The organism is Arthrobacter sp. P1_D4, from assembly GCF_056406115.1.
In genome coordinates this window covers 41,609-66,345 of the sequence record NZ_JBFUAU010000002.1, presented here as the reverse complement: position 1 = coordinate 66,345, position 24,737 = coordinate 41,609, and the positions used below count along the sequence as shown (strand labels likewise).

Annotated in this window: 22 protein-coding genes; 13 read left to right on the top strand and 9 right to left on the bottom strand. The window is 64.5% G+C overall.

The genetic code is table 11. From position 1 onward, the window contains the following. Positions 1 to 167: 167 nt before the first annotated feature. Positions 168 to 770 carry a TetR/AcrR family transcriptional regulator gene (locus AC1D0A_RS01190; RefSeq protein WP_028276654.1) on the top strand — a complete coding sequence of 201 codons (603 nt, stop codon included), beginning with the start codon at positions 168 to 170 and terminating at the stop codon, positions 768 to 770. Positions 771 to 905: 135 nt separating this feature from the next. Here AC1D0A_RS01190 and AC1D0A_RS01185 read toward each other — a convergent pair whose 3' ends face one another. The 5 genes from AC1D0A_RS01185 to AC1D0A_RS01165 all read right to left on the bottom strand — a co-directional run bounded on the left by AC1D0A_RS01185 (position 906) and on the right by AC1D0A_RS01165 (position 3,997). Then, positions 906 to 1,799 carry a response regulator gene (locus tag AC1D0A_RS01185; RefSeq protein WP_459384581.1) on the bottom strand — a complete coding sequence of 298 codons (894 nt, stop codon included), beginning with the start codon at positions 1,797 to 1,799 and terminating at the stop codon, positions 906 to 908. 289 nt (positions 1,800 to 2,088) lie between these two features. Then, positions 2,089 to 2,538 (bottom strand): SRPBCC family protein, encoded by a 450-nt coding sequence (locus AC1D0A_RS01180; RefSeq protein ID WP_459384580.1) that lies wholly within the window; start codon positions 2,536 to 2,538, stop codon positions 2,089 to 2,091. A gap of 53 nt (positions 2,539 to 2,591) precedes the next feature. Further along, positions 2,592 to 2,783 carry a hypothetical protein gene (locus AC1D0A_RS01175; RefSeq protein WP_476945013.1) on the bottom strand — a complete coding sequence of 64 codons (192 nt, stop codon included), beginning with the start codon at positions 2,781 to 2,783 and terminating at the stop codon, positions 2,592 to 2,594. A gap of 284 nt (positions 2,784 to 3,067) precedes the next feature. Continuing rightward, positions 3,068 to 3,454 carry an SHOCT domain-containing protein gene (locus AC1D0A_RS01170; RefSeq protein WP_028276897.1) on the bottom strand — a complete coding sequence of 129 codons (387 nt, stop codon included), beginning with the start codon at positions 3,452 to 3,454 and terminating at the stop codon, positions 3,068 to 3,070. Between the two features lie 96 nt (positions 3,455 to 3,550). After that, positions 3,551 to 3,997, bottom strand: a complete 447-nt coding sequence (locus tag AC1D0A_RS01165; protein ID WP_459384578.1) for a hypothetical protein — start codon at positions 3,995 to 3,997, stop codon at positions 3,551 to 3,553. Between the two features lie 439 nt (positions 3,998 to 4,436). Here AC1D0A_RS01165 and AC1D0A_RS01160 point away from each other — a divergent pair, with 439 nt between their 5' ends. From AC1D0A_RS01160 to AC1D0A_RS01115, 10 genes are all read left to right on the top strand, one after another. Then, positions 4,437 to 4,940 carry a glutamate-cysteine ligase family protein gene (locus tag AC1D0A_RS01160; protein ID WP_476945012.1) on the top strand — a complete coding sequence of 168 codons (504 nt, stop codon included), beginning with the start codon at positions 4,437 to 4,439 and terminating at the stop codon, positions 4,938 to 4,940. Then, positions 4,925 to 5,644 carry a glutamate-cysteine ligase family protein gene (locus AC1D0A_RS01155; RefSeq protein WP_476945240.1) on the top strand — a complete coding sequence of 240 codons (720 nt, stop codon included), beginning with the start codon at positions 4,925 to 4,927 and terminating at the stop codon, positions 5,642 to 5,644. The genes AC1D0A_RS01160 and AC1D0A_RS01155 overlap by 16 nt, the downstream gene beginning before the upstream one ends. Before the next feature lie 16 nt (positions 5,645 to 5,660). Next, the gene (locus AC1D0A_RS01150) at positions 5,661 to 5,846 is read left to right on the top strand and encodes a hypothetical protein (RefSeq protein ID WP_476945011.1); all 186 of its coding nucleotides are present in this window, start codon (positions 5,661 to 5,663) and stop codon (positions 5,844 to 5,846) included. 326 nt (positions 5,847 to 6,172) lie between these two features. Next, positions 6,173 to 6,901, top strand: a complete 729-nt coding sequence (locus AC1D0A_RS01145; RefSeq protein WP_043436112.1) for a FadR/GntR family transcriptional regulator — start codon at positions 6,173 to 6,175, stop codon at positions 6,899 to 6,901. A 173-nt stretch (positions 6,902 to 7,074) separates the two neighbouring features. Then, positions 7,075 to 8,490: an aspartate ammonia-lyase gene (locus AC1D0A_RS01140; protein WP_459384575.1), complete on the top strand. Its 1,416-nt coding sequence runs from the start codon at positions 7,075 to 7,077 to the stop codon at positions 8,488 to 8,490. 207 nt (positions 8,491 to 8,697) lie between these two features. Beyond that, entirely contained in the window at positions 8,698 to 9,999 is a 1,302-nt protein-coding gene (locus AC1D0A_RS01135) for a dicarboxylate/amino acid:cation symporter (protein WP_243177946.1), read from the top strand. Positions 10,000 to 10,070: 71 nt separating this feature from the next. Further along, the gene (locus tag AC1D0A_RS01130) at positions 10,071 to 10,418 is read left to right on the top strand and encodes a winged helix-turn-helix domain-containing protein (RefSeq protein ID WP_476945010.1); all 348 of its coding nucleotides are present in this window, start codon (positions 10,071 to 10,073) and stop codon (positions 10,416 to 10,418) included. Positions 10,419 to 10,565: 147 nt separating this feature from the next. Beyond that, entirely contained in the window at positions 10,566 to 11,054 is a 489-nt protein-coding gene (locus tag AC1D0A_RS01125; protein ID WP_476945009.1) for a DUF1003 domain-containing protein, read from the top strand. 219 nt (positions 11,055 to 11,273) lie between these two features. Beyond that, complete coding sequence (locus AC1D0A_RS01120) at positions 11,274 to 14,540, top strand: BTAD domain-containing putative transcriptional regulator (protein ID WP_476945008.1); 3,267 nt, start codon at positions 11,274 to 11,276, stop codon at positions 14,538 to 14,540. Positions 14,541 to 14,615: 75 nt separating this feature from the next. Then, the gene (locus AC1D0A_RS01115) at positions 14,616 to 16,022 is read left to right on the top strand and encodes an FAD-binding oxidoreductase (RefSeq protein WP_476945007.1); all 1,407 of its coding nucleotides are present in this window, start codon (positions 14,616 to 14,618) and stop codon (positions 16,020 to 16,022) included. Positions 16,023 to 16,759: 737 nt separating this feature from the next. Here the strand turns inward: AC1D0A_RS01115 and AC1D0A_RS01110 are convergent. Then, positions 16,760 to 19,174 (bottom strand): HAD-IC family P-type ATPase, encoded by a 2,415-nt coding sequence (locus AC1D0A_RS01110; protein ID WP_476945006.1) that lies wholly within the window; start codon positions 19,172 to 19,174, stop codon positions 16,760 to 16,762. Positions 19,175 to 20,122: 948 nt separating this feature from the next. On the opposite strand from AC1D0A_RS01110, the gene AC1D0A_RS01105 reads away from it, so the two are divergent. Then, a complete protein-coding gene (locus tag AC1D0A_RS01105) occupies positions 20,123 to 20,815 on the top strand; it encodes a DUF4386 family protein (RefSeq protein ID WP_243177950.1) in 693 nt (230 codons plus the stop codon). 312 nt (positions 20,816 to 21,127) lie between these two features. Here the strand turns inward: AC1D0A_RS01105 and AC1D0A_RS01100 are convergent, their stop codons facing one another. Then, on the bottom strand, positions 21,128 to 21,907 hold the full coding sequence (locus AC1D0A_RS01100) for an N-carbamoylsarcosine amidohydrolase (protein ID WP_476945005.1): 780 nt from the start codon (positions 21,905 to 21,907) through the stop codon (positions 21,128 to 21,130). Between the two features lie 680 nt (positions 21,908 to 22,587). Here AC1D0A_RS01100 and AC1D0A_RS01095 point away from each other — a divergent pair. After that, positions 22,588 to 23,334 (top strand): IclR family transcriptional regulator, encoded by a 747-nt coding sequence (locus AC1D0A_RS01095; RefSeq protein WP_243177952.1) that lies wholly within the window; start codon positions 22,588 to 22,590, stop codon positions 23,332 to 23,334. 214 nt (positions 23,335 to 23,548) lie between these two features. On the opposite strand, the gene AC1D0A_RS01090 is transcribed toward AC1D0A_RS01095, so the two are convergent. Then, a complete protein-coding gene (locus AC1D0A_RS01090) occupies positions 23,549 to 24,376 on the bottom strand; it encodes an IclR family transcriptional regulator (protein WP_028278268.1) in 828 nt (275 codons plus the stop codon). Positions 24,377 to 24,396: 20 nt separating this feature from the next. Continuing rightward, positions 24,397 to 24,594, bottom strand: a complete 198-nt coding sequence (locus tag AC1D0A_RS01085; RefSeq protein ID WP_476945004.1) for a hypothetical protein — start codon at positions 24,592 to 24,594, stop codon at positions 24,397 to 24,399. Between the last annotated feature and the right edge of the window lie 143 nt (positions 24,595 to 24,737).

The following is a 24,737-nucleotide window of genomic DNA, read 5'->3' as shown; positions in this document are numbered from 1 at the left end:
GTGCGGTCCTTTGCGTCGCGGGTAATAGCGCCACCACTCTGCAGGGGCGGAACACCGGGGTTCGGCCCTTGCGTGGGAGAATGAACGAAGGAACATTCGAACCCACACAGTAGTGACTACACTCATAACTGAGTGCAGTCAGAATCTATTCCGGAGGATCCATCACCATGTCTCTCGCCTCCCAGCCGGTCGGACGGCGCGAGCGGAACAAGCAGCAGAAGCTGGACCGCATCACGGCCGCGGCAAGCGAACTGCTGGCCGAGCACGGCATCGAGGATGTCACGACCCAGCAGATCGCCGACAAGGCGGACATCGGCACCGGGACCCTGTTCCTTTACGCGAAGACCAAAGGCGAACTCCTCCTCCTCGTGCAGAACGCACACTACGCCGAAGCGCTTCAGCAAGGTCGGGCTGATGCCGAAACCACCCCGGATATCCTCGATGCGGTGCTGGCAATCGTACGGCCGATCGTGGAATGCAACCGCGTCCAGGTCGACAACGGACGCACGTACCTGCGGGAAATGGTCTTCGGTGATCCCGCGGAGCCCCGTCACGCTGAGGCCCTCTCCATCGTCGCGCAGACCGAGGAGGCCATCGCTGCCGTCCTGGGCAGGCAGGAGCTGCCTCGTGCGCAGGATGCCGCTACGACGGCCCGCATCGTCAGCGCCATCATGTTCCTCAGCATGGCAGCGACCGTGAACGCCGCATTGAGCATCGACGAGATTGTTCAGGACATCCGGACCCAGGTCGGCGTACTGCTGTCTCGCTGACACAATCAAGTGCTCGCACTAACGCCCGGTGTCCACCGATTGCCTGAGGTCGTGGATCGGCAGAAGAACGGCCACCGCTACTGTACTGAATGCGCAGCCTCTCACCGGGAGCGCGGTTCGCGGCATTCCGGATTCTTAAGTCCGGCCGGGCAGCAGGTGGGGTCCCATCCGATCGGCCCGGGTCGCCATGAGTGCGTCGGTAAGCCGCCGGACGTCCCTTGCCCGCACTTCGTCTGTGGGCGGCACGGTGCAGGACTCGCTGGTGCAGGTCAGCAGCGCTGCCGTGACCTCCGCGATCAGAGCCGGGGATGGGCTAAACCGGTATCCGCCGTCGGCAGGGTCGTCAGAAGAATTCAGCGCCCTGGTGATGAACACGGCGGCCTGCGTCCTGCTCGCCATGCCGAGTTTCCTCAGAATGGTTGAGGTCAGATTCTTCACGGTCTTTTCCGCCAGCGACATTTCCTGGCTGATCTGGCGGTTGGTCAGCCCTCTCCCTAGTCGGATGGCGGTATTCATTTCCTGTCTCGTAAGGGTCAGGAGTCTCCTATCCAGGGACTGGGTTGCGGGCCCGACGAGCGGGGTAACGAGCGCGGTCCGGAACCGGCCGCTGTACGCGGTGTGCCCGGCCAGGGCACGGCGGATGAGCCTGAGCTGTTCGCAGCTGCCGTCCTGTTTGGACAGGCACCCCCATGCGCCGGCCAGAATCGAGTCGATCAGCACGGCTTCGTTGGCATCTCCGGTCATCAGGAGGCACCGGATGGTCGGGTCCGCCGCAGCGATGGCCCGGCACACGTCGGCACCTGAACCGTCGGGGAGATCATCGTCAAGGATGACCAGCTCCGGGCGGAGGGCAGGGATTCGCCGGAACGCCCGGCGCGCGGATCCTGATTCTCCGGCGATGCTGAGACCATCGGACTCCAGTAGATGGCGCAGGCCCCGTCTCACGACCTCGTGGTCGTCCAGCAGATAGACGCCCCGGCCGGCCAAAGGGGGCGGCGGGTGGATTTCCGGTTCAGCCATCATCGCCATTACGTTCCTTCGCTTTTAGGGCACCGAAGGCGTGCTGGATGATCCCGTCCGGTCCCCATCCAGCGTGCATCCATGCGCACACTGCCCGACAGGCCCCACAGTAAACCGATAGTGCCGACCCAACAAGGGCCCGCGGGGGTGGATCCGTGGCTTTTCTGAAGGTGTTCTGCAGACAACCGGTGTCGTAACCTCAGACCGCCACTAGAGGTCCGTCGGGGAGTATGGCCCAGAGCACGCTCGGGCAGCGTCGGGCGCTCTTGGACACTGCGCGCTTCTCCGATGGCGCTCATCATCCCGTGGTTCGAACGTGTCGGCCGAGGATTTCGGCGCGTTTCCTGACCGCGCTAACGTAATCGGTGAAAGCCTGCTGCGTGTCGGACGCAAACTCCCGGAGCAGCAGCCCGCAAAGCGGGCCAGTGAACTCTTCTCTTACGAGCAGGTGCGTCATGCCGCCCACCGGTTCAAGCGTGAAGGTGCGCACCCCGGTGAGCAGGCCCAGAGGCAAGCCCTGGGTCCAGGTCATCACCTCGCCGGGCATCTGCTGCACGCGCAGCCGGAAGGTGCGCTCCCCTCCGGTGTGGGTTCGGATTCTGATGGTGCCACCGTTGCGCAACTCGCCCCTGATGTGCGTGATGCCGGATTCCCAGACGGTGAAGTTCCGTGCATCGGTGATGACGTCCCAGACGGTGGAGCTTCGGGCTTTGATCAGTGTCTCGGCCCCGACCGAGTGCCTGGCCATGCTGTGACCCTGGCCGAGAGGGCGCCGGGTTGTGGGCACCTGGTCTGTAGACATCAGCCCGCAACCCAAGGCATTGGCCGCGGGACCGGACCGCCGACGCGACCAGCCAGGCATCGGCAGGCTCCACGGCCGATAGCGCCGGCAAGGGACAGCGCCGCGTTCTGGACGGCCATGACACCGCAGCCCTCCGCGGCCGGCAGATCGTGCATCACCAGCACGACGCTCCCTACTGATTCTTCAGACAAGGGGTTCTCCTTTTCTAAACGGAGTGACAGCCGGATAGTAGCCCGGCTTCCTGTGGGCAGCCAGAGAGTCCACTGATCGGGTTATGCCTCGCAGCCTCGGCCGGTCCGAACCGCCTGCGGGAACGCCCCCGACGGCTGGCAACCGGCCACCGTGCCGCCCAATGGCATGGAGCGACAGTCTGGCGGTTGCGCGGAAGGACACCGCACCCTGGTCGAGGACTAAGACACCACCTCGTCCATGGTCATTGCATCTGCTGCCAAGCGGTGCTGGGTCGATGGCGCTCTCAGACCAGAGCCTTGGTCTTGATTCTTTCGAATTCATCCGCGCTGATTGTTCCGGAGTCCCGAAGAGCCGTGGCTTTGGAGATCTCGTCGCTCGGACTCGGTGCAGCGACGCTGCGGATGTAAGCATCCGAGGCCTCCCGGTTCTCCTGGGCCCGTGCCATGGACCGCTCCGTCATGCCCTTACCGCGGGCAATCACGTAGACCAGCACACCCAACAAGGGCACGAAGACCAGGAAGAGGATCCAGACGGCTTTCCACCAGCCGCTCAGCGTGTCGTCGCGGAACAAGTCGCCGATGACGGCGAACAACGCCCAGAGGAAGGCGATGAACGCGTATACGAGGAAGAACCACCAGAAAATATCCCAAAAGTTTTCCCAGAAACTCATGTCAACTTCCCTGCTTTCTGTAGGAGCGGTGTGGGGCGGGAATGCAGCCGGGCAGGACTGAGGCTAGCTGCAGACCTGCCCGGAGGGGCCTTGAGGTCAGCATTTAGTCGCCGTCTGGAGGTCACTGACGGCGGCCTGGACGTTGGCGGCGTCGTCCCGCAGGGAGGCGGCCGCCTGAGTAAGGGTGGCATCATCCGGGACGGCTCTGACGGCTGCGTCGAACTTGTTTTCGGCCGTCTTAACTGCGTCCATTTCGTCCTTGGCTACGTCCTGGCTGGCCTTGACCAGGTCGTCGTAGGTCTTCGCGATCTGTTCCCGTGCCGATTTGATCTGTTCTATCGTGGCACCGGGTTTGAGTGTCTGTTTGAAATTTGTCAGGGATCCGGCGAAGGCACTGGCAGCAGCGCATGCCTGCGAAACGTTCTTCTCCGCTCTGGCGCTGCTGACACTGGTGCCGGGGCTGGACGTGCCGCAGCCCGTGAGCAGTGCGATGGCTGCCCCGGCTGCGATCGATCCGGCAAGGATCGGGTGTGGTCTGGACACTGGAGGCCCCTTTCCGAAATGGAATGCGGCAGGGAACCCTGCCGCACGTAAGTCCGACCATTGTCTGCCCGAAACACGGGCGTGGGCCTCATCCGGGGAAGGTGATACGTACTGCTAGCACCCGGAATCCCCCGGCGCCCCGCCGCCAACCGGGCGCCGACCGCGGGATCTCGTACCGACATTGGGCAGCAGCAGATCCCGGCCGTCGTTACGCGTCCCGTTCCCCGGAAGGTATGGGCGATGGTGCCACGTGCGTCTGGATGACCGTCTTAGGGGCTTTTCCTTCCGGCATGTTGTTGTTGGGGATATTCTGGGGATCAGCAGCGCGAGCGGGCCGGTGATCATGGCTTGCGGAGGAGGGCTGTATAGCTTCATTGGCAGCCGCCTTGCAGTGGCAGGGCTGGAGGCCTTCCTGTTAGGAGCTGCCTTGAATTCTTCAATGACGAGACCACCCAACCGTTCTGGCGGCGAGGTTCCAAGGACGTTCGGCGTCGAGGAGGAATTCCTGCTCGTCGATGCCACGACGGGGCAGCCCGTACCCGCCGCGGAGGCGTGCTTGGCCAAGGCCCCGCAGCGCCCTGAAACCAGTGGCGGCCCATCCTTGGCTTTGGAGGTCCAGCAAGAGCAGCTCGAGGCCGTTGGCCCGGTCTGTTCCACGCTGCAGGAAGTAATTGCGGGCATCCGCGAGGGCCGGCGGCTTGCCGACGAGGCGGCCCGTTCGGTGGGCGCACGAGCTGTCGCCGTGGCTACCAGTCCCATGCCGGCCACTCCTACCCTCGTAGCGCAGCCCCGTTTCCTGAACATGGCAACGCGGTTCGGGGTGACGCTCCGGGAGCAACTCACCTGCGGCTTCCATGTTCATGTCGGTGTCAACGACGGTGAGGAAGGGGTGGCAGTCCTGGACCGGATCCGGCGTTGGTTGCGCCCGTGCTGCTGGCGCTGAGCGCGAACTCCCCTTTCTGGCAGGGTGCCGACACCGGATACGCAAGCTTCCGTTACCAGGCTTGGAGCCGCTGGCCGACCGCCGGGCCCTGCGAAAGGTTCGGATCAGAACGGGAATACCACCGGTACGTGCAATCCCTGCTGACTACGGGCGTACTCCTCGATGAAGGCATGGTGTACTTCGACGCGCGCCTTTCCCGGAATCACCCGACTGTGGAGGTACGCATTGCCGACGTCTGCATGGAGGCCTCACACGCGGCCGCGATTGCCGCGCTGGTGCGGGGACTCGTTGAACGGGCCGCCCAGGAATGGCGCTCCGGGATTTCTGAGCCCCAGCTGTCCGCCGGGCAACTGCGCCTGGCGGCGTGGAAGGCAAGTCAATCAGGCGTCGACGACACCCTCCTGCACCCCCTGCTGAACATTCCATGCCCGGCTGGAGAAGCGGTCCAGGTCCTCCTCTCCCATATCCGGCCAGCCCTGGCCGACAGCGGGGACGAGGAGCAAGTATCCGCGGAAGCGGCCCGGATCCTGAGCGCCGGCACAGGTGCACGCCGGCAGCGCGAGATCATGATGAGCACACAGAGCCTGGCCGCCGTGGTGCTCGAGGCCGTGGGACACACCCACGGCCTCGAACACCACGGCCCAGCCCAGGCGGTCCCGGCGCCTGCAAGCTACCTGACGGATATTCCCAGATCACGTTCCTGATGACTCGGTTGAGGATATGGGTAACGCGGAGCCGGCTCCTGCCAGCGCCCGGGCACAGGCCCGAGCCGCGGTCCTCCCTTGGATGGTTCTGCTGGTGCTGGCCGTGATCTCTTCCGCGGTCGCCGCGGGTTCACTGGTGCTGGTCGGCGTTGACCTGGCCATCGGCAGGCAGCCGCCGGCGATGTGTTTATCGCTGGGCTGAACGGGGCTATGGCCACGGTCTTTTGGCTGTGCCGGTCCCATTCTGCACGACCAAAATTTCGGCACACTGAGTGGTCGTGATCACTTCCGCCACGTGGTTCACGTCCAGAGATAGCACGTCCAGAGATAGAAGGTCGGGCATTCTCGGTTTGGATCCGTCGTCGTGGCGTTGGAATTCCACTCCGAACTCGACTTCGAGCACGATTCTCGCGGGCTAGCATCAGGGGCGGCATCCGCAACCCTTGGCGAGAGCACCTGAGGCCCTTACCCTCACGACATATTCGGAACTTCCTTGACGGTGCGTGTGACAGGTGCCATAGTCTTCATATGGACCTGTTGGACAGCTGGACAGCTGCACAAGATCGAGTGGTGCGCGTCGGCGCGGCCGAAGCGGTCTTCGCATCCCTCCGCAGCGCAATCGAAGGCGGCAAGATTCCTGTCGGCACCCGCCTGGACTCGGAGGCATCGCTGGCCAAACAGTACGGCGTGAGCCGCACAATGGTCAGGGAGGCGCTGCGTTCCTGCACCGCATTGGGACTCACGGCCACCCACACGGGTAAGGGCACCTTCGTCATCGCTGACAAGGTGGCCCAGGACCTCAAACTCGGCAAATATTCGGCCAGCGCCCTCGTGGAAGCCCGCCCCCACGTGGAAGTGCCGGCCGCGGGCCTCGCCGCCCAACGCCGCAGCAGCGAAGACCTGGAGGCCCTTCGGGAAATCCTCCGGGAAATGTCCGAGGAAGACGATCTCCAGCAGTGGGTGCTTTTGAACACCGAGTTCCACGTGACCATCGCCCGGTGCAGCGGCAATGGCGTGTTCGAATCATTCCTGTCAGACATCTGCGACGCCATGGCCAACCAATCAAACACCCTTAACCTCGTGGCTGACCGGCGCAAGGAATCGGGTCAGGAACACGCCCGCATTTTCGCTGCCATCGAGAATGGATCAGCCGAGGAAGCATCCCAGGCCATGAGGCTGCATTTGCACGGGGTCGAATGCGCCCTGGGCACCATCGTCCCCGGAAGCGGAAACTCCAGGTCCGGCCATACGCGCTAAATCCTAAACCCCGGATTCACCCACCCTCCCCTGCTGCAGTCGCCGCAAGCCCCGCGCGGCCTCTTTGTCCTGGAACAACCATGCCCACCGTGCCGGCTGCGGCGTCACTCAGTCCTGCCCCGACCCCAGATTTTTACCGTCCAAACCCGTCAACGAAGCCCTGTGAGGACCCCATGACCACCGCACATACCGCCCCGGACACCCGCTCCGAACACGATCTCCTGGGTGACCGGGACGTTCCCGCCGGCGCCTACTGGGGCGTCCACACCCTCCGGGCCGTGGAGAACTTCCCCATCACGGGCCAGCCGCTGTCCTCGAACATGCACCTGGTCCGCGGGCTGGCCGCCGTGAAGCTCGCCGCGGCCCGCACCAACCACGAGCTCGGACTGCTCGACGCCGGGCGTGCCGCCGCCATCGGGGACGCCTGCACCGAGGTCATGAACGGCAAGCTCAGCGAGCAATTCGTCGTCGACGTCATCCAGGGCGGCGCCGGGACCTCCTCGAACATGAACGCCAACGAGGTCATCGCCAACCGGGCCCTGGAAATCCTCGGRCACCCGAAGGGCGACTACGCCCGGCTGCACCCCAACGACCACGTCAACCTCAGCCAGTCCACCAACGACGTCTACCCCACCGCGGTCAAGCTCGGCACGATCTTCGCGGCCCGGGAACTGCTCCAGGCCCTCACCGAGCTCGAAGACGCCTTCGCCGCAAAGGCCCTCGAGTTCCGCACCGTGGTCAAGATGGGCCGCACCCAGCTCCAGGACGCCGTCCCCATGACCCTCGGCCAGGARTTCGGCACCTACGCCGTCACGATCGGCGAGGACCGGCTCCGCCTGGCCGAAGCCGACCTGCTGATCCACGAAATCAACCTCGGCGCCACCGCGATCGGCACCGGCCTRAACGCCCCCGCCGGGTACGCCGARGCCGCCTGCCGGCACCTGGCCGAAATCACCGGCCTGCCGCTGATCACGGCCGTGGACCTGATCGAGGCCACCCAGGACGTCGGCGCCTTCGTGCACCTCTCCGGCGTGCTSAAGCGGGTCGCCGTGAAACTYTCCAARATCTGCAACGACCTCCGGCTGCTCTCCTCSGGCCCGCGCGCCGGCTTCGGCGAGATCAACCTCCCCGCGGTGCAGTCCGGCTCCTCGATCATGCCCGGCAAGATCAACCCGGTCATCCCGGAAGTGGTCAGCCAGGTCGCCTACGAGGTGATCGGCAACGACGTCACCATCACCATGGCCGCCGAGGCCGGCCAGCTCCAGCTCAACGCCTTCGAACCCATCATCGTCCACAGCCTCCACAAGAGCATCTCCCACCTGGAAGCCGCCTGCCGCACCCTCACGGCCCGCTGCGTCCGGGGCATCACCGCCAACACCGAACACCTTCGCCTCACCGTCGAACAATCCATCGGCCTCGTCACCGCCCTGAACCCGCAACTCGGCTACGCCACGGCCACGGCCATCGCCCAGGAAGCCCTCGCCACCGGCAAAGGCGTCGCGGAACTAGTACTCGAACACGGCCTGCTCACCGACGAGCAGCTCACCGAGCTCCTCAGCCCGCACCGCCTGGCCAACCTCACCAAATAATCCCCAACCGCTCCCTAACCTCGCAAGCTCGGTTAGGGAACCCTGCGGTAGTGGGCCCACCCCCAGACCGACGACCCCGCCCGACCAGGGAGCAAGGGGCACGCCGTCGTGCCCAAAAACCCGATCGACTACAGAGAAAACGGAACTCGATGACGAGGACCGTTCCAGCACCGGGCCACCAACCCGGCCTCTACCCAAGGACTGACTATGAAAAACAAATCAACGATGTGGATCCTGGCAGCGCTCCTGTTCGGAATCCTCAGCGGTCTGCTCTTCCACGGGCTGCTGCCGGTGGACACACGCGAATCCGTCGTGGCGGTCCTCGACACCGTGACGCACATGTTCCTGAACCTCATCAAAATGATCATTGCCCCGCTGATCTTCGCCACCCTCGTCTCCGGCATCGCAGGAGCGGCCAAATCCGCCGGCGTGGGCAAGCTCTTTGGCCGCTCAATGATCTGGTTCCTGTCCGCCTCCGTCCTGGTGGGCGCGTTTGGCTTCATCACGGCCCATGTACTCAACGTCGGTAACGGGCTCCACCTGATGCCAGGAGGCGACGCGGGGATGGAAACGAAGCCCCTCGATTACCAGGCGTTCATCACCCACATCATCCCCACGAGCGTCTTCGCCGCACTGACCGAAAACAACCCCCTTCAGATCCTCGTATTCGGCGCCCTCTTCGGCATCGCCCTGCTGAACCTTCGGAAGAAGGGCCGCTCCTCCATCGCCGATGCCATCGACGAACTGATGGGCGTCATGCTGAAGGTCACCGGGTATGTGATGCTGGCGGCGCCCGTCGGCGTTTTCGCCGGCATCGCAGCGGCCTTCACCTCCCAAGGTCTCGATGCGTTTGCCACCTACGCGTCGTTCATCGGCGGGTTCTATGTGTCTCTCTCGGCCCTGTGGGTCATCATGGTCGGCGTCGCCGTCGCCTTCCTCGGACGGGCCGCCTTCCGCCTGGTCCGGATAGTGCGCGAACCCATGGTCATCGCGTTCGCCACCTCCAGCAGTGAAGCCGCCCTGCCCAAGCTCATTGAAGGCCTGACCAAGTTCGGCATCGAAAAGCGCACCACCGGTTTCGTGCTGCCCCTGGGTTACTCGTTCAACGTGGACGGTTCCATGATGTACATGACCTTCGCGTCGGTCTTCCTGATCAACGCCTACGGCATCGACATGGACCTTGGCCAGCAGATCGCGATGACCGCAATGCTCCTGCTCAGCAGCAAGGGCATGGCCGGCGTGCCACGCGGGTCACTCGTCGTCGTAGCCGCCGTGGTCCCTGCCTTCGGCATCCCCGCCGCCGGAATTGGTGTCCTGCTGGTGATCGACCAGCTCCTGGACATGGGGCGCACCGCCACCAACATCCTGGGAAATGCCATCGCCACGGCGGTGATCGGCCGGAACCACGACAAGTCCACGTCCCTCCTCGAAGCGTCACGCGCGGAAGCCTCCCAAGACGCGGAAGTCACTGAAGACAGCAGGGAGCCTGAGCTCGTTTCGAGGCACTGACCGGATCCCGCTCGGCTAACCAATTTTCAACCAGCGAACCTACCCTCACACCGGATGAAAGGCCATCGCCAATGACAGCCGACTTTGAAGTCCAGAGCCCGATGGACGCGCACCGCATTGAGCGGACGAAAAGAGCGAGAAACGCACCGATCAAATCACAAATCATCGACTACCTGGCAAACCATGGGGCAAGCAAAGTAGCTGACATCAGCGACGGTATCGCGTCCTCGCGAGGCGCAGTCAGATACCATTTGGCAGCGCTGGAGAGCGCTTCGATCGTCCGTTCCAACATTTCCCCCGGAGCCAGGGGTCGTTTCACGCCCTTCTACGGTCTCGCCCCTGGAAAAACGGACCCCGCCTCCTGGCCGGACAGCGCTGACGACGGCGGGACCTCCCGCCGTCGTCCGCCGTGTCTTTAAGGCCGGAATCTCATGTCCTCTCCCCTAACCAAGCTCGCAGTTTCAGGACCGAAAGATCGTGCAGCATGCCGGGCTTAGATCACGGTGCCGCAATCGCGGCGCCAGGCAGGTGCCGGGAGATCCGAAGGCACCGGAGGGTTAGGACTCATGGCGCAGACCAACGGAGAAGCACGTCCCAGCCGCCAGGTCTGGTTAGGGTGGAGGATGACCGGAGAACCGAACACCTGGCACGACAAGCACAAGGCTTCCCTCACCCGCGGGCAGCAGGCCGCGGACCTCATGCGAAACGGGATGGGGAGCTGGCCTTTCGTGGGAGGTTTCATCGCCTTCATGCTGGTCTGGGCCGCCATAAACACCTGGGCGCTGGCGACCCATGCCTGGGATCCGTACCCCTACATACTTCTTAACCTCTTTCTGTCCATGCTGGCCGGTCTGCAAGGAGCAATTCTGCTCATCGCCGCCAAACGCCAGGATGCCATCGCCGGGGCCATGGCCCAGCATGACTACACTACGAACCTGAAGTCCAAGGAAGAGATCGATCTCCTGATGGACATTAACTGCCAGCAGTTGGAGATTCTCCGCGAACTTCAGCAACTCAGAACCTTGCCCGCATCCGTTGCCGGGATGCACCGGTAGAGGGTAGGTACAGAGACGCCGAGGTTTTTGGCGACTTCCCACGGCAGTGTGCCGGCGGCGGTGGTTGTCGGAATCGAGCCGGACGGGGGCGATTGGCTGCTGTGGTTCTGGTGGTTTGCTTGCTACTGATGGGCCGCTCACAGAGTGAGCCAAGGCAGGGCGCGTGTGGGAAATTTCGTTGTTCGACAACGCCGGTTGGCGAGCGGATACTGAAGAACCATGAAGCCTACCCAAAGCGGGTTGCGCATCCAGCTTCTCGGCTCGTTCATCGTGTACGTCAACGGGAACGCCGTCGAGAACAACCACTGGCGGCTGCAGAAGGCAAAGGCCGTGGTGGCAATGCTGGCGCTGGCGCGTGGTCAGCGTGGCCGTCGCGAGCAGGTACTGGACCGTCTGTGGCCTGACATGGAGCCGGTGGCCGCCGCACGGAATCTGCATCAGACCCTGTACGTCGCTCGCCGTGCACTCGCTAGCGCTGGAGCCGGCAGCGACGGGCTCCTCGTCATCCGCGGTGAAGTGGTCGTGCTGGATGACACTGGCCCGGTCGATGTCGATGTCCTGCAGTTCAAGCGTTCGGCCGTGGCAGCGTTGGCTGCAGGCGTCGAGGCAAGCCTGCGCGATGCGGCCGACTTGTACAGTGGTGATCTTGTGCCGGAGCTGCCGGATGCGGATTGGCTGACGACACGCCGCGATGAGCTCCAGGAAATCCATCTCGAGGTACTGGTGAAACTGGCGTCCACGGTGGCGCAGCGCGCACCGGAGGAAGCGTTGGTCATCCTCACCCATGCGCTCGAATCCGATCCCGTCCACGAGGGAGCCGTGCGCGCGCAGATGGTGGTGCTGGCTGGGATGGGCCGGCGGTCGGAAGCATTGGCACGATATGAGCGGCTGGTCGACGAACTCCTCGACGCGTTCGGGACCGACCCGGACACCCGGACGGTGGGACTGTTTCGCGAGCTGTTGACCGGCTCGCCGCCCGAGGAACGCCTCCACCGGCCCGCCGGCGTGACCGGCAAAGACGATGCCATCGGTTATCTGCCATCCCCGTTGACAAGCTTCATCGGGCGCGAGCGTGAGCTCGTTGACGTCCAGCGGCTGATGGGCCATGCTCGCCTGCTCACCCTCACCGGGGCTGGCGGCAGCGGCAAAACCAGACTGGCATTGGAGGCCGCGAAGAGAGTTCGTCCTGAGTACGTGGACGGAGTCTGGTTCGTCGACCTCGCGGCCGTTGGGGAGTCGCTGCTGGTGGCCGATGCCGTAGCCGAGGTCCTCGGGTTGGATTCCGGCGCGGCACCAAGCCGCGTGCAAGCGCTGGTCGACCAACTGCGGCGACGCTCGCTGCTCCTCGTGCTGGACAACTGCGAACACCTGCTCGCGGCATGTGCGCATCTCGTCGTCGCGCTACTGGACGGATCCCCTGGGGTTAGAGTGCTCGCAACCAGCCGGGAGCCACTCCATGCCGACGGGGAGTACACCTACCGGGTGCCGTCATTGCCCCTGCCCTCGCCCCTGCGGACCGAAGCTCCCGACCTGGCCGTGCTGGGCCGTCTGCCCTCTGTCCGGCTTTTCGTTGAGCGTGCAGCGCAGGTCCGGCCGGGTTTCGCGCTCGACGCCGACAACGCGCAGGGGGTGACAGAGTTGTGCCGACGGCTCGACGGGATGCCGCTGGCCCTGGAATTGGCCGCGGCCAGAACCGCCGTACTCGAACCCTCCGAGATCGTCCAGGGATTGGGCGATGCTTTGTCCATGCTCGGCGGCGGAACCAGCGGCGTCACGCGGCACCAGACGCTGCGTGGCACCTTGGAATGGAGCCACGAACTGCTCACCAAACCGGAACAGGTTCTGCTGCGCCGGCTGTCTGTGTTCGCGGGTGGTTTCACCCTCGACGCTGTGGTAGCAGTCTGCGCTGACGCGCCCCTCCAGCAGATCGAACTGCTCGACCTGTTGGCCAAGCTGGTGGACAAGTCTTTGGTGGTCACCGAAAGGAGGGGCGCCGGGACCCGATACCGGCAATTGGAGACGGTCCGCCAGTTTGGCCAAGAGAATCTCCATCATGCAGGTGAGGCGGCTCAACTGGCGGCTGCGCATTGCGCCTACTTCCTTGCCGTCGCCGAATCCCACAATCCCGAACGGGCCACCGGGGTGGTCATCGAACAGCCGAAGTTGCTCGACCGCGAGCACGACAACCTGCGCGCTGCGTTGCGCTGGTCATGCGCCCACGAGCCCGAGACCGCGCTCCGGCTCGCGGCCAGCCTGTGGCGGTTCTGGTTCCTCCGCGGTCACGCGGTCGAGGGAGCACGTTGGGTGGAGCGTGCCTTGGCGGTGGCCCCCGACTCGACCCGGCCTCGCGCGGCTGCTCTGATCGGCCTGACCGGGCTGGACAGCCGGCAGGGCCGCGGCGACCGGCATCGGGCGCTCGGCGCGGAGGCCCTGGCAATCATGCGGGAGATCGGCAACCCCGACGAGGTGGCGATGGCCCGGCTCATTGAGACCTCGCTCGCCTGGAGCACTTTCGACTTGGAGGAGGCCGAACAGCTGGCAGCCGACGTGCACACCGAGGCATTCGAGGGTGGCAGACCCGAACATTGCGCTGCCAGCAGTTGGCTGCTCGGCCAGTGCGCGTTGTCCCGGGAGGACGGACCACTCGCCGCCCGTCACCTAAACACCTGCCTGAGCGAACTCGCACAGTCTGAGACCAGCACCCCACCCTTCCTGCCGGTGATCACTCCCAGCCTGCAACTGGTCCCGGTCGCCGGTCGGTTGGTCCCCTGCGTCGAGGAGACCCTGCTGTTGGGCCGGCGGGTTGGCGTTATCCAAGCCAAAGGCTACGTCCTGTCCGCGATCGGCTACGCGGCCAGGCTTTCGCGAGACACGCCGTCTGCGATATCCGTCATCACGGATGCAGCCGAACATTTCGCCGAGTTAGGAGATGACCTGGCGAGGGCGCAAACACTTCACCAACTTGGCTGCATTCTGCGCGACTGTGGCGACCACAGCGCGGCCGATGAGGCTCTTTCCTTGGCGCGGGAGCTTCGGCTCGGCTTGGGCGACCGACGCGGCGAGCTGCTGACCGAGATTAATATCGCCCTGCTCCGCGCCATGGGTGGTGATATCGACCGCGGCCTGACGGACGCTCGGCGTTGCCTTTCAGGGTTCGAGTCAGCGGGAGATCAGGTGGGGATGGGCGCCACGCTGACCATTCTCGGTGCCGCCGAACTGATCTCCGGGGAGGTCCGGGCAGCGCGGGAAATGTACAGGCAGGCAGCGGAAAAGGTCGCCCCATGGCGGCGACACACGGGCTGGCAACGGTTGATGGTGGCAGAGCTTTCCAACGAGCTCGGCGACCCGCATCGGGCGGCCCGCGAAATTGACAGGGCTGGGGCGATTTTCGACCGGACGAGATGCCTCATCGCCGGTCAGCGGCTGGCCGCACTGCGTAGGCGGGACTCGGATGATGATGTTGAGACGGCGTTGAGTGCTCGTTGAGTACGGTTCACTAGCGTGATTCCTGGATCTGACAAATGGATCTGACAAACAAACAGCAATCAGGAGGAACGCATCGTGACAACGACGCAGACTAGGCCGACCCGCATCGGCGAGGCCACCATCGCCGAGTTCGCCGCCGGGCTGCGCGGCACGGTCGTCCGGCCAGGGGACGCTGACTACGACCACGAACGACGCATCTGGAACGGGGCCCACGACCGGCGCCCGACGCTCATCGCACGCTGTGCGGGTGTGGCAGATGTGATCCGCACGGTCGATCTCGCGCGCAGCGAGGGGTTGCCGTTGTCGGTTCGCGGCGGTGGCCATTCGATCCCCGGGTTTTCCACCGTCGACGACGGTATCGTGCTGGACCTTTCGCTGATGAAGGGGGTCCAGGTGGACCCTGCCCGCCGCCGCGTGGCGGCACAGGCAGGGTGTACCTGGAAGGACTTGGATGCAGAGACCCAGCAATTCGGGCTAGCCGTGACCGGTGGCCTGGTGTCCTCGACCGGCATAGCCGGCTTCACCACCGGCGGCGGCATCGGCTGGCTCGTGCGCAAGCACGGGCTGGCCAGCGACAACCTGGTCGGCGCCGACGTCGTCACTGCTGACGGGCAGTTTATTCACGCCAGTGCCGATGAGCACCCCGATTTGTTCTGGGGGCTGCGCGGCGGCGGCGGCAATTTCGGTGTGGTGACGTCCTTCGAGTATCAATTGCACGAAGTGGGGCCCATCGTCCTTTCCGGCCTGGTTTTCTACCCCGCAGAAGAGGCGGAGCAGGTGTTGCGCGGCTATCGGGCGGCCTGCGCGGCGGCCCCCGATGAGCTGACCACGCTGGTCAACATGACCATGGCGCCACCGGTCCCGTTCCTGCCAGAATCAGTGCACGGCAAGCCGGTCATCGCTGTGGGAGGGTGCTGGTCCGGCGATCTCGATGCCGGCGAGGCCGCCACCGCGCCCTTCCGGTCATTGGGCACGGTCATCGCCGATGTGTTCGCGGCCAACCCGTACGCGGGGTGGCAGCAGGCGCTCGATCCGCTGTACCCGCGGGGCGTGCACAACTATTTCCGCTCGGCATTTCTGCGCGCCGCGGACGACGCGTCCGTACGCGTGCTGCTGGACTCGTTTGCGGCATTGCCCAGCGCCATGACGCAGATTCACCTGCACCACCTTGGCGGCGCGGTCGGCCGGGTTCCTGCCGAAGCAACGGCCTTCGCACTCCGCGACCAGGAATTCATTGTCAATGTTGTTGCGCGCACGCCGACGGCGGAAGGCTTCGCGGATGTCGTCGAATGGGCCCGGGGCGTGACGTCCGCGTTCGGTCCGGATGTGACGGCCTACGTGAATTTCACAGGTGAAGCGAATACGGCGCTCGTCCGGGCGTCGTACCCGGCGGATACATACCGGCGGCTCGTGGAACTGAAAAACGAATACGACCCCACCAATCTATTCCGGTTGAACCAGAACATCGCCCCCACGGTGTGACACCACTGCCTGCGTGAGAAGTGGTTGATCGACTGAGCATCGGGAAGACCGCGGGTCAGTTGCCGCGGTCTTGCGACCGCTCAATTTCTCAATCATCAAAAGGGGCCAATTTCACCAACATTGACGCCGCGGATGGGCCCGCTGCACCCAGCAAACCCCTAACCTGAAGTTGCGTGACTTGAGGCAGGAAGATCCCCGGGTTTCCGGAGGGGTCTTCCTGCCCGTCTCGTGGGAAGCAGGCAAGGTGCGAGCCACAAGGCAGCAACGGCAGGAAACGCACTCCGGTGTGGACAACGTGCACACCCCTCTTGGCCGGACAAACGGGAACGAGCCCTCCCCAAGCGCGCGTTGGGCCAGGGCGGGATTGCAGACGCCCAGGATGAGGTAGCCGCCCAAGGCCTGTCCGTTCTCCTCCCCGAGCTTGGTCTCGAAGGTTGAGCGGACATCGATTTCAGAGATCACCCCGAAGCCCTGGCCGAGGAATGCCTCCTGAGATATTCCTCTCATCGGTGCTGTGTGCAACCCTCCTGCACCACCGCCCCCGCCTGTGAACGCGGCGCCCAATTCCCCCTTAACCCTGGAAATATAGGCCCTCCAAGTGCCCGGATTGAACAGGCCAGTCTGGGTCGCTGGGGCTCCCATGGTTCCCCAGCAAAAGATGTCTGGACCACACCTACGTTTGCAGGGCTTCCAGCCCCTTCGGTTGAGGACAAAACGCTAATAATTGATGAGCCCATTTAACCGCTCTTCACCACCGGACCTTGTTGCGGGAAGGCCCGGGCGTGGACCCGCGCCAGGACCTCGACTCCGAGGCCCCCGGCGGCCCCGCACGCCACGGCCGCGAGCAACAACCCGCCGGGTGGCCGGGAAAGCAGGAAGAATTCCTGCACGAGCGGGAGGTTGAGCGAGACCAGCAGGGAGGCGCTCATGGCCAACACCACGGCCAGGCGCGCTGCGTTGAGGGGGCGCGACACAGCCGATAGTATCCACAGTCCGACCATGGACAGCGTCAGCACAGAGGCGCTGCTGACTTGTTCGGACGTGGCCGTGACGGCCAGCGGCGCGAATGCGTTCAGTGTGAGCAGGGAAGCCGTGACGATCAGTCCGGCAGGGACGGAGAACCATAGGGACCGGCGCAGGAATCCGGGCTGATAGCGGCGCGGGTTCGGCATGAGCGCCAAGAAGAAGGCCGGGATTCCGATCGTCAGGCCGTCCGTGAAGGATAGCTGGCGGGGAAGAAACGGAAACGTCCACTGCAGGAGCCCGAAGGTCACCGCGATGGCGGTCGCATAGACCGTTTTGCTCAGGAAGAGGCTGGAGACCCGCTCAATATTGGCGATGACCTGCCGGCCCTCAGCGAGGACTCCGGGAAGCCGGTCGAAGCGGCCGTCGAGCAATACCAGGCGCGCGACTGCCTTGGTGGCGGGCGCCGCGGAGTCCATCGCGATCCCAAGGTCGGCCGTCTTGAGCGCGAGGGCGTCGTTGACGCCGTCGCCGGTCATGGCCACAGTATGTCCCCGGCGCTGGAGCGCCTCGACCATTGCCCTCTTCTGGGCCGGCGTCACTCGGCCAAACACCATGTTTGATTCCATCACCTCCTCCAGATGCAGCGGGTCCTCCGGCAGTGAGCGTGCGTCGAAGCCCTCCGTGACCTCCAGGCCAACCCTGCGGGCAATGGCGGCAACGGTGCGGGGATCGTCGCCGGAAATGATCTTCAACCCGACCCCTTCGGTCCGGAAGAACTTGAGGGTCTCCCGGGCATCGGAGCGCGGCTGTTCCCGGAAGGTCAGCAGCGCCACAGGGTGGAGCGACCCCGGCAACTGCTCCACCTTCCCATTGGCTGGCAACTGATCCGCGCCGGCCAGGAGCAGGGTCCGCAGCCCTGATGCGGCCAGTTCGCCAGCCTGGCGCAAGACGTCGCTCTGGCGCGGTACTACGCCGTCGGGCGCCGAGATCGACGGCTTCAGACGTGCGGCTGCGTCGTCGCCCTGCACAAGCATCATTTCCGGTGCTCCGAGAATCCAGGTGCGCGCACCGCGGGCGCTCCCGTTGAAGCTGACTCCGCTCCACTTCCGGGCGGAGGAGAACGGCACGGTCCGGACGGGTTGAAGGCCGCCATCATCCTCAAAGGCCGTGCTCAGGCAGCGTGCCGTGGCGTTTGCCTCGGGTTCGGCGCCAAACCATGCGAGGGCCTGTTCCCATCCCGGTTGCGGCGCCAGCGGGTGAACCGCGTCGAAGACCAGTCCTCCTTCTGTGAGGGTTCCGGTCTTGTCCATGCACAGTACGTCTACGCGTGCCAGTCCCTCGACAGCGGCGAGTTCCTGGATCAGTACGTTGTGTTTAGCCAGCCGGAGTCCGCCCACGGCGAAGGCCACGCTCGTCAGCAGCACTAGTCCCAGCGGGACGATCGCGATCATGCTGGCAATAAGTCCCACGAGAGCGGGGGTCCAGGCACCGGTGGAAATGGCGGTCTGCCAGCCGCCGCGCGCCTGGATCTCGCCGCTGAGCACGATGAGGGCAACGGGCAGCAGGATCCAGGCGATCCAGCGCATTACACGGTTGAGGCTGTTGCGGATCTCGGAGTTCACCAGTGAGAAGCGTCGCGCATCTGCCGTCAGCCGGCTCGCGAACGACGCCGCTCCGACCCGGACAACCTGGGCGTTGCCGTGGCCGGCCACGACGATCGATCCGGAGAGTACTTCCGTCCCAGCATCCTTACCCACCGGGTCTGCTTCGCCCGTGAGAAGCGATTCGTCCACCTCGAGGCCGGACGACTCCAGTACGGCAGCGTCGGCAGTGACCTGATCCCCGGCCCGCAACACCAGGAGGTCATCTTTTACGACGTCGGCCGTGGCGATGTCGTGGATCTGACCCTCGCGCAAGACCCGCGCGAGCGGGGCGTTGAGGACAGCCAGCCGGTCCAAGGACTTTTTCGCCCTGTATTCCTCGACGACGCCGATCACGGCATTGCTGACAGCGGCGAGGCCGAACAGGGCATCCCGCCATTGCCCCAGGAACAACAGCAGCAGGAAGCTCGTGCCGACGATTGCGTTGAAGAGCGTGAAGACGTTGGCCCGGAATATCTGCCACAGGCTCCGGCTAGTGGTGTCCGGCACGCGGTTGGTAAGCCCGCGCTCGACCCGCGTAGCCACCTCCCCCTGCGACAGCCCCTTGGCGGCCGGCTGGCGCCTGGCGGCGGCCTTCCGGCGTTTGGCTGCCGGGGACGCACGCCGATGCAGAAAGGCTCGTCTCTTGCGCCGGCGGTATGCCTTCACCCTCCGATGGTATCCGCCGTAGCGCCACAATGTGACGCACTGCGACGCATCAGCCGGTCTCCCGCCGCGGCAACATCCGCCCGCACTGGCGCTGCGAGAAATCCAATACAGATACGGGAACCCTGGAATCGCGCATACCCCGTCCGAAAAACTGCCCCGTACAGGTTGGACAATCGCGACAGTTGGACCGCTGTTCCGGGAGATCATCGATTACGTCCGGGGTCCAACGAAGTGAACCTGACAGCGAAAGGCGCTTATGGGAAGTCGTGGACCAGACACCCCAGCTGGCGGACCTCCCGGATGTACCCCGCCCGGTGCACTCGACAGGCTCCCCCACTGGGTCCGTTCCGAACATTCCAGGTACCCATCAGAGACATCGCGGTGCTGACCGGGCTCGCCCTGAAACAACTGACCGCCGTGGAACGGATGCCCATTGCATCAACCCTGCCCACCGCCCGAGTCGCTTCAATCTGGCGGCGACTTAGAACACCACGGGACCTTGACCTCGACTTCGATCTAAACGACTAGGAAGTCGGGGCGCGATCTACACGGATGGAGCCTACGGTCAACGGAGCGCGCGAAGATACCGTGCAGGCACGATTCGCTGCCCGATTCGAAGGAGTGGGTAGAGTCCCCGCCAGTCGGCCATCTGCTCTCGGCTCAGTGCGCGCCCAGACCGGGATGCACCGCAGCTTTGCAGTTCCGCGGACCTTCCCGTGAATCAACGCACCCTAGCCCGGGACGCGGCCCCGGAACTACGCTGGGGCAGGCGTCGCCCCGTTTCCGGGCAGGCGGCGGGCTCATGGTCGAGGAAGGAAGCGGTCCATGAACGCACAGAACATCACCCACTGGATCCGGGCGGGGTTGTGGACGTTACCTCTTTACGGCCTGATCACCGCCTGGGCCACGCTTGAGCCTCAGCCGGACCAGCAAAAGGATCCAGACGCCTGGGCGCGGTTCGTCAGCTCGGGCTCGTATCAGTCAAGCCACTTGCTCGGCAGCTACGGAGGCACCATCCTCGCGATCTTCGGGGTGTTCGCGCTGGGCTGCTGCCTGGCCAACAGCCGCGTCGGCCGCCTGGCACTGGCAGCAACAGTCATCACCGTCGCGGGAACTGCCTTGCTAATGGTCCCCGCCGTCCTCTCCACTTTCGCCACTCCCGCGATCGGGAAGGCGTATCTGGAAAGGAACCGGGACGTCATGCTTCTGGAGTTTCCATCCGCCATGACGGTCTCGTTCCTGCTCGGGATCGTGCTCGCGTTCCTTGGCAACGTCTTGCTTGGAGTCGCGGTCTGGCAGTCCCGCACGCTCCCCCGCTGGGCCGGGGCCCTATGGATTGCCGGCGCCGTACTGTTCTACCTCCTCGGCGTCGTGCTGGGGCAGGCGACCACGGGCAGCAGCCTTCCGACGCAACCGGCCGGTGCCTTGCTCATGGCTGCATCGGGTGGCTGGATGGCGTGGAGCCAGTCACGGCAGGGCCAGCCAGCCGCGGCCGTCCATGCGGCCGGCACGCGCTGACGGTTTAAGGTTCGTGGAGGCCGGACTTGCCCAAGCGGTCCAGGTGATTGTGTTGAGAATCCGCGTCGGCTCCATCCGTCCGGATGGATCGAGACGATGAACACCGGAGAATGACCTCACGCCGCATCTACGACGTTGCGATTATCTCGGTATCACCGATGGCGTATCACCCATGTGCGCGGTCCGGTGGGATTATCGTGCCCCTGGCCCAGCGGATCGGCTGACCCGCCTTCAGCCCCGCTGAGGGGTGCCGGCTGTCGTCGGGTCGGCCCGGGGATGCCGGGCCGCGGGGCTCCGAGAGTGCGGTGCGGCTCAGGCCGGATCCGCGGGGGTCGCCACCTCGGGCTGGGGATCCGAGAGGGTCTTCGGGACCGTGTCCTCGAACTGCGGGAGGCGGTTCAGGTAATCCACCACCGAATCCGTGGACTCCACGTCACCGAACTTGTTGTCGATGTCGTAGAGGTTCCACTGCACGACGCCCGGGACGCGGTCGCCGATGGTCTCCCGGGGGATGATCGGGCGGAAGCCCTTGGCGATCGCGTCCTCGACGGTGTGGCGCACGCACCCGGCCGCGGTCGCACCGGTCACGATCAGGGTGTCGATGCGGTTGGAGGTCAGGAAGAGCTCGAGGTTCGTCCCCGGGAACGCCGAGGCGCGATTCTTCTCGATCACGACCTCGCCGGGCGCGGGCGCAATGCGGTCGTCGATCTGCGCCCAGTAGGAACCCGCCGGAAGGGTCTCCGTGGGGATCTTCGAGTACCACAGACCCATGTCGTTCGTCCCGGAGGTGGCATCGCGGTTGCGATACACGTTCGTGGTGTAGAAGACCGGGACGCCCTTGGCGCGCGCGGCCTCGTTGATCCGCTGGACGTTCGGGATGATCTCCTCCATGCCCGGGCAGCTGAACGGGTGACCCGGACGGGTCCAAGCGTTCGCGAGGTCGATGTGGATGACGGCGGGGCGGTTGCCGTAGCCGATCCGACGCTTGAAGCCTCGCTCGTTGTAGATGCCCGTGCCTGCTTCGAACGCCTCCTCCAGCACTGCTGCAAGACGGGCTTCGATGTCGTTGGACGTCGCTGTCTCTGTTGTCATGGTTCTCTCCACTCTCTCGGCTTTTGTGTTTCTAAGCTAGCAACGTGGTTGCTGTACTGGATACTGTAGCGCACGAACCGGCGCACCACCAGAGGTGCCCGGAGTCTGCATCTCCAGCGGACCAACTTCTCGATAGGGCGAGCATCGGCGAGTGCGTCACTCCGGCAGCCCGGCGAGGGTCCGGTTCGCGGCCCGCCCACCCCAGCAACACGGGCTGAGGCGTCCGCAGTTTTCCCGGCGGAAACATTCGTGCCACGCGATGACACTATCCGCCGGTTTCTCTATTGAGGCTCGCATTGCTCCACGAGCAACATCGTCGGCCCGCCAGGTCAGGTATGCCGGGTGGATAGAGCGCAAAGTAGGCCTACGTGCGTTGCTCCTGTTGTGACTATGTTGCTAGCAAAGCAGCCGATCCCTTCGGGACAAGGCAAAAGCAGGGAAGCCTGCCGAAGCTCGGATGTAGTTTGAGCGGAACACTTTGAACGCCCGCCAAGGCGGGCCTACTGTTCGTTAATCTCACGTCCGCAGTGTGGAACTGACAACCTAAGTGAGGCGGGTACAGATTGCGGCATATGATGGCCCCAAAGAGTGGCGGGATAGTCACGTAGCGCGAAAGGATGAAGGTGGCAGGCAGGCCGAGGCATGACAACGGGCAGGTCCAAGGAGCTGCGGCGTCACTGTTGAACGGTCTTGCTGTCCTGGAAGCCTTTTCCGTTCAAAGTCCGGTTCTTGGCGTGACTGAGGTTGCTCAGCGTGTTGGCCTCCACAAGAGCACGGTCTCACGCATTCTTAGCGGTCTAACAGAAGCTGGATATGTCCAGCGGGATGAGGAGACGGGACGGTATCGGCTCGGGCTGGGCCTCCTCGCGTTGTCCGCCCCTTTGCTGGCGGATCTGGATGTCCGCCGTGCTGCGGTTCCGTATTTGGAGAAGTTAACCGAAAGCACCCAAGAGACCAGCGCTATCTCGGTCTGGAATGGTCACGAGGCCATCGTCGTGGAGCAGGTTGCCAGCCCGAATCTGGTCAAACACACTGCCACCATCGGAACCCGGTACAACAAATTCGAGAGCTCTTCAGTGCGGGTTTTCCTGGCGGACCTGGCGCCGGCTCTCGCGACGGAACTGATCGGATCCGGGCAGATACTACGCACGGCCGGAGATGGTTTGCCGTTGGACCACACCGCCCACCTGCAGGAAGTCGCCCGTCAGGCATACGCCATTAACGACGGTTCGACTACGGAGGAGGAGTTTGGGGTCTCTGCTCCGGTTCGGGATTACCGGGGCAAGGTGGTTGGGTGCATCACTGCATCCGCCCCCCGTTCCCGCGTGCAAAAGCACGCCACCAAGGATGCTCTGGTTCAAGCCGTACAACAGGCTGCTTCGGAAGTATCCACCCGCTTGGGCTGGGCGGCCCCGCTTCCGGGGTGATTCATCCACGCGGCTAGGCGAAACGTCAGCAACATCGTGTCTTCGACCGCATTCAGATCGAGACGCTTGACCGCGCTGTCGCACTCGGAAAGGGTCATCCGAGAGGGAGCAGCTGCCAACTTCGAGGGGGTGGCCCTGCTTGAGGCTCCGTCGGTCCCTGCTCTGGCAAACCACCGAGGATCACGGCTCGCAGGCTCATCGGCTCCTGCTCGGATCAGCCAACAGCGCCGTCAGCGACCTGGATCTGTTTCCCCGGCAGGTGGCCCAACCGTGTAGACACCCGCGCCGCGGCCTCTAGCACGGCTTCGCGCAGGATCGACTGACTCTGCATGTACTGCACTCGGGATCGGGGCGCGCTGGCTGTGATGCAGCCGACGACTTCGCCCCGGTAGTCCCGCACAGGAGCGGACACGCCGTATTCCTCGTAAGTGGTCTCGCCGTCGTTGACGGCGAAGCCGTCGTCACGTACGCCGACGAGCTGTTCGTGGGCCGGGTCTTCGAGACCGAGGTAGCCCTCCCGCAGGACCGTACGGTCGGCAAGCAGGCGGTCGGTCTCCTCGGGCGGCAGTTCGGCGAGGAACACGCGGACTGAGGAACTGGCGAACTTGTTGTAGCGCGTGCCGATCGCCGCGCTGTGCTTGACCTGGTGGGTGGAAGCCGTTTGTTCCACGACAATCGCGTTGCTGCCGTTCCAAACGGCGATCGCGGCCGTCTCGCCGGTGGCCTGTGTGAGTTCTTCGAGGTGGGGCAGGGCGGCACGGCGGACGCTAAGCTCGGCCAGCAGTGGTCCGGCCAGGCCGATCATCCCGAGCCCGAGGCGGTATCGCCCTGTTTCCTCGTCGCGCTGCACGTAGCCGGCTTCGTCCAGGCCGCTAAGCATCCGGGAGACCGTGCTCTTGTGCAGGCCAACGAGCTCGGAGATCTCCGTGACGCCCAAGAGGGAACGCTTGGCGACGGAGAAGGCTTCGAGCACGGTAAGACCGTTGAGCAGCGATGCTGCCGCCCCTTGCGGTTTGTCAGTGGTTGTTTGTGGGTCAAGCATGGGTTCTCCCTCTCCAGGCGCTACGCGCAGTCACCGTAGCCATCGTACGGCGTGCCCATCCAACCTCTCGTCGGAGGACAAGTCTCCAGCGGCTCCACGTCGCCGAACTTGGAGTCCATATCGAACAGGTTCCACGCCACGACTCCTGGCACGCGGTCGCCCACGGCCTCCTTGACGATGATCGGGCGGAAGCCCTTGGCGATCGCCCAGGGTCTCAACCGGGATCTTTTGGGACCCCAGGCCCATGTCGGACGGCAGGTTCACATCGAGGAGGAGAACTGGTGGCCCGGGCGGGTCCAGGCGTTGGCCATGTCGATGTGGATGACGGCCGGCCGGGTGCCGTAGCCGCTAGTTCTGCAAC

Coding starts and splice junctions, on each gene's coding strand:
- AC1D0A_RS01190 (WP_028276654.1), top strand. CDS start 168: ATGTCTCTCGCCTCCCAGCCGGTCGGACGGCGCGAGCGGAACAAGCAG.
- AC1D0A_RS01185 (WP_459384581.1), bottom strand. CDS start 1,799: ATGGCGATGATGGCTGAACCGGAAATCCACCCGCCGCCCCCTTTGGCC.
- AC1D0A_RS01180 (WP_459384580.1), bottom strand. CDS start 2,538: ATGGCCAGGCACTCGGTCGGGGCCGAGACACTGATCAAAGCCCGAAGC.
- AC1D0A_RS01170 (WP_028276897.1), bottom strand. CDS start 3,454: ATGAGTTTCTGGGAAAACTTTTGGGATATTTTCTGGTGGTTCTTCCTC.
- AC1D0A_RS01160 (WP_476945012.1), top strand. CDS start 4,437: ATGACGAGACCACCCAACCGTTCTGGCGGCGAGGTTCCAAGGACGTTC.
- AC1D0A_RS01150 (WP_476945011.1), top strand. CDS start 5,661: ATGGGTAACGCGGAGCCGGCTCCTGCCAGCGCCCGGGCACAGGCCCGA.
- AC1D0A_RS01145 (WP_043436112.1), top strand. CDS start 6,173: ATGGACCTGTTGGACAGCTGGACAGCTGCACAAGATCGAGTGGTGCGC.
- AC1D0A_RS01135 (WP_243177946.1), top strand. CDS start 8,698: ATGAAAAACAAATCAACGATGTGGATCCTGGCAGCGCTCCTGTTCGGA.
- AC1D0A_RS01130 (WP_476945010.1), top strand. CDS start 10,071: ATGACAGCCGACTTTGAAGTCCAGAGCCCGATGGACGCGCACCGCATT.
- AC1D0A_RS01125 (WP_476945009.1), top strand. CDS start 10,566: ATGGCGCAGACCAACGGAGAAGCACGTCCCAGCCGCCAGGTCTGGTTA.
- AC1D0A_RS01120 (WP_476945008.1), top strand. CDS start 11,274: ATGAAGCCTACCCAAAGCGGGTTGCGCATCCAGCTTCTCGGCTCGTTC.
- AC1D0A_RS01105 (WP_243177950.1), top strand. CDS start 20,123: ATGAACGCACAGAACATCACCCACTGGATCCGGGCGGGGTTGTGGACG.
- AC1D0A_RS01100 (WP_476945005.1), bottom strand. CDS start 21,907: ATGACAACAGAGACAGCGACGTCCAACGACATCGAAGCCCGTCTTGCA.
- AC1D0A_RS01090 (WP_028278268.1), bottom strand. CDS start 24,376: ATGCTTGACCCACAAACAACCACTGACAAACCGCAAGGGGCGGCAGCA.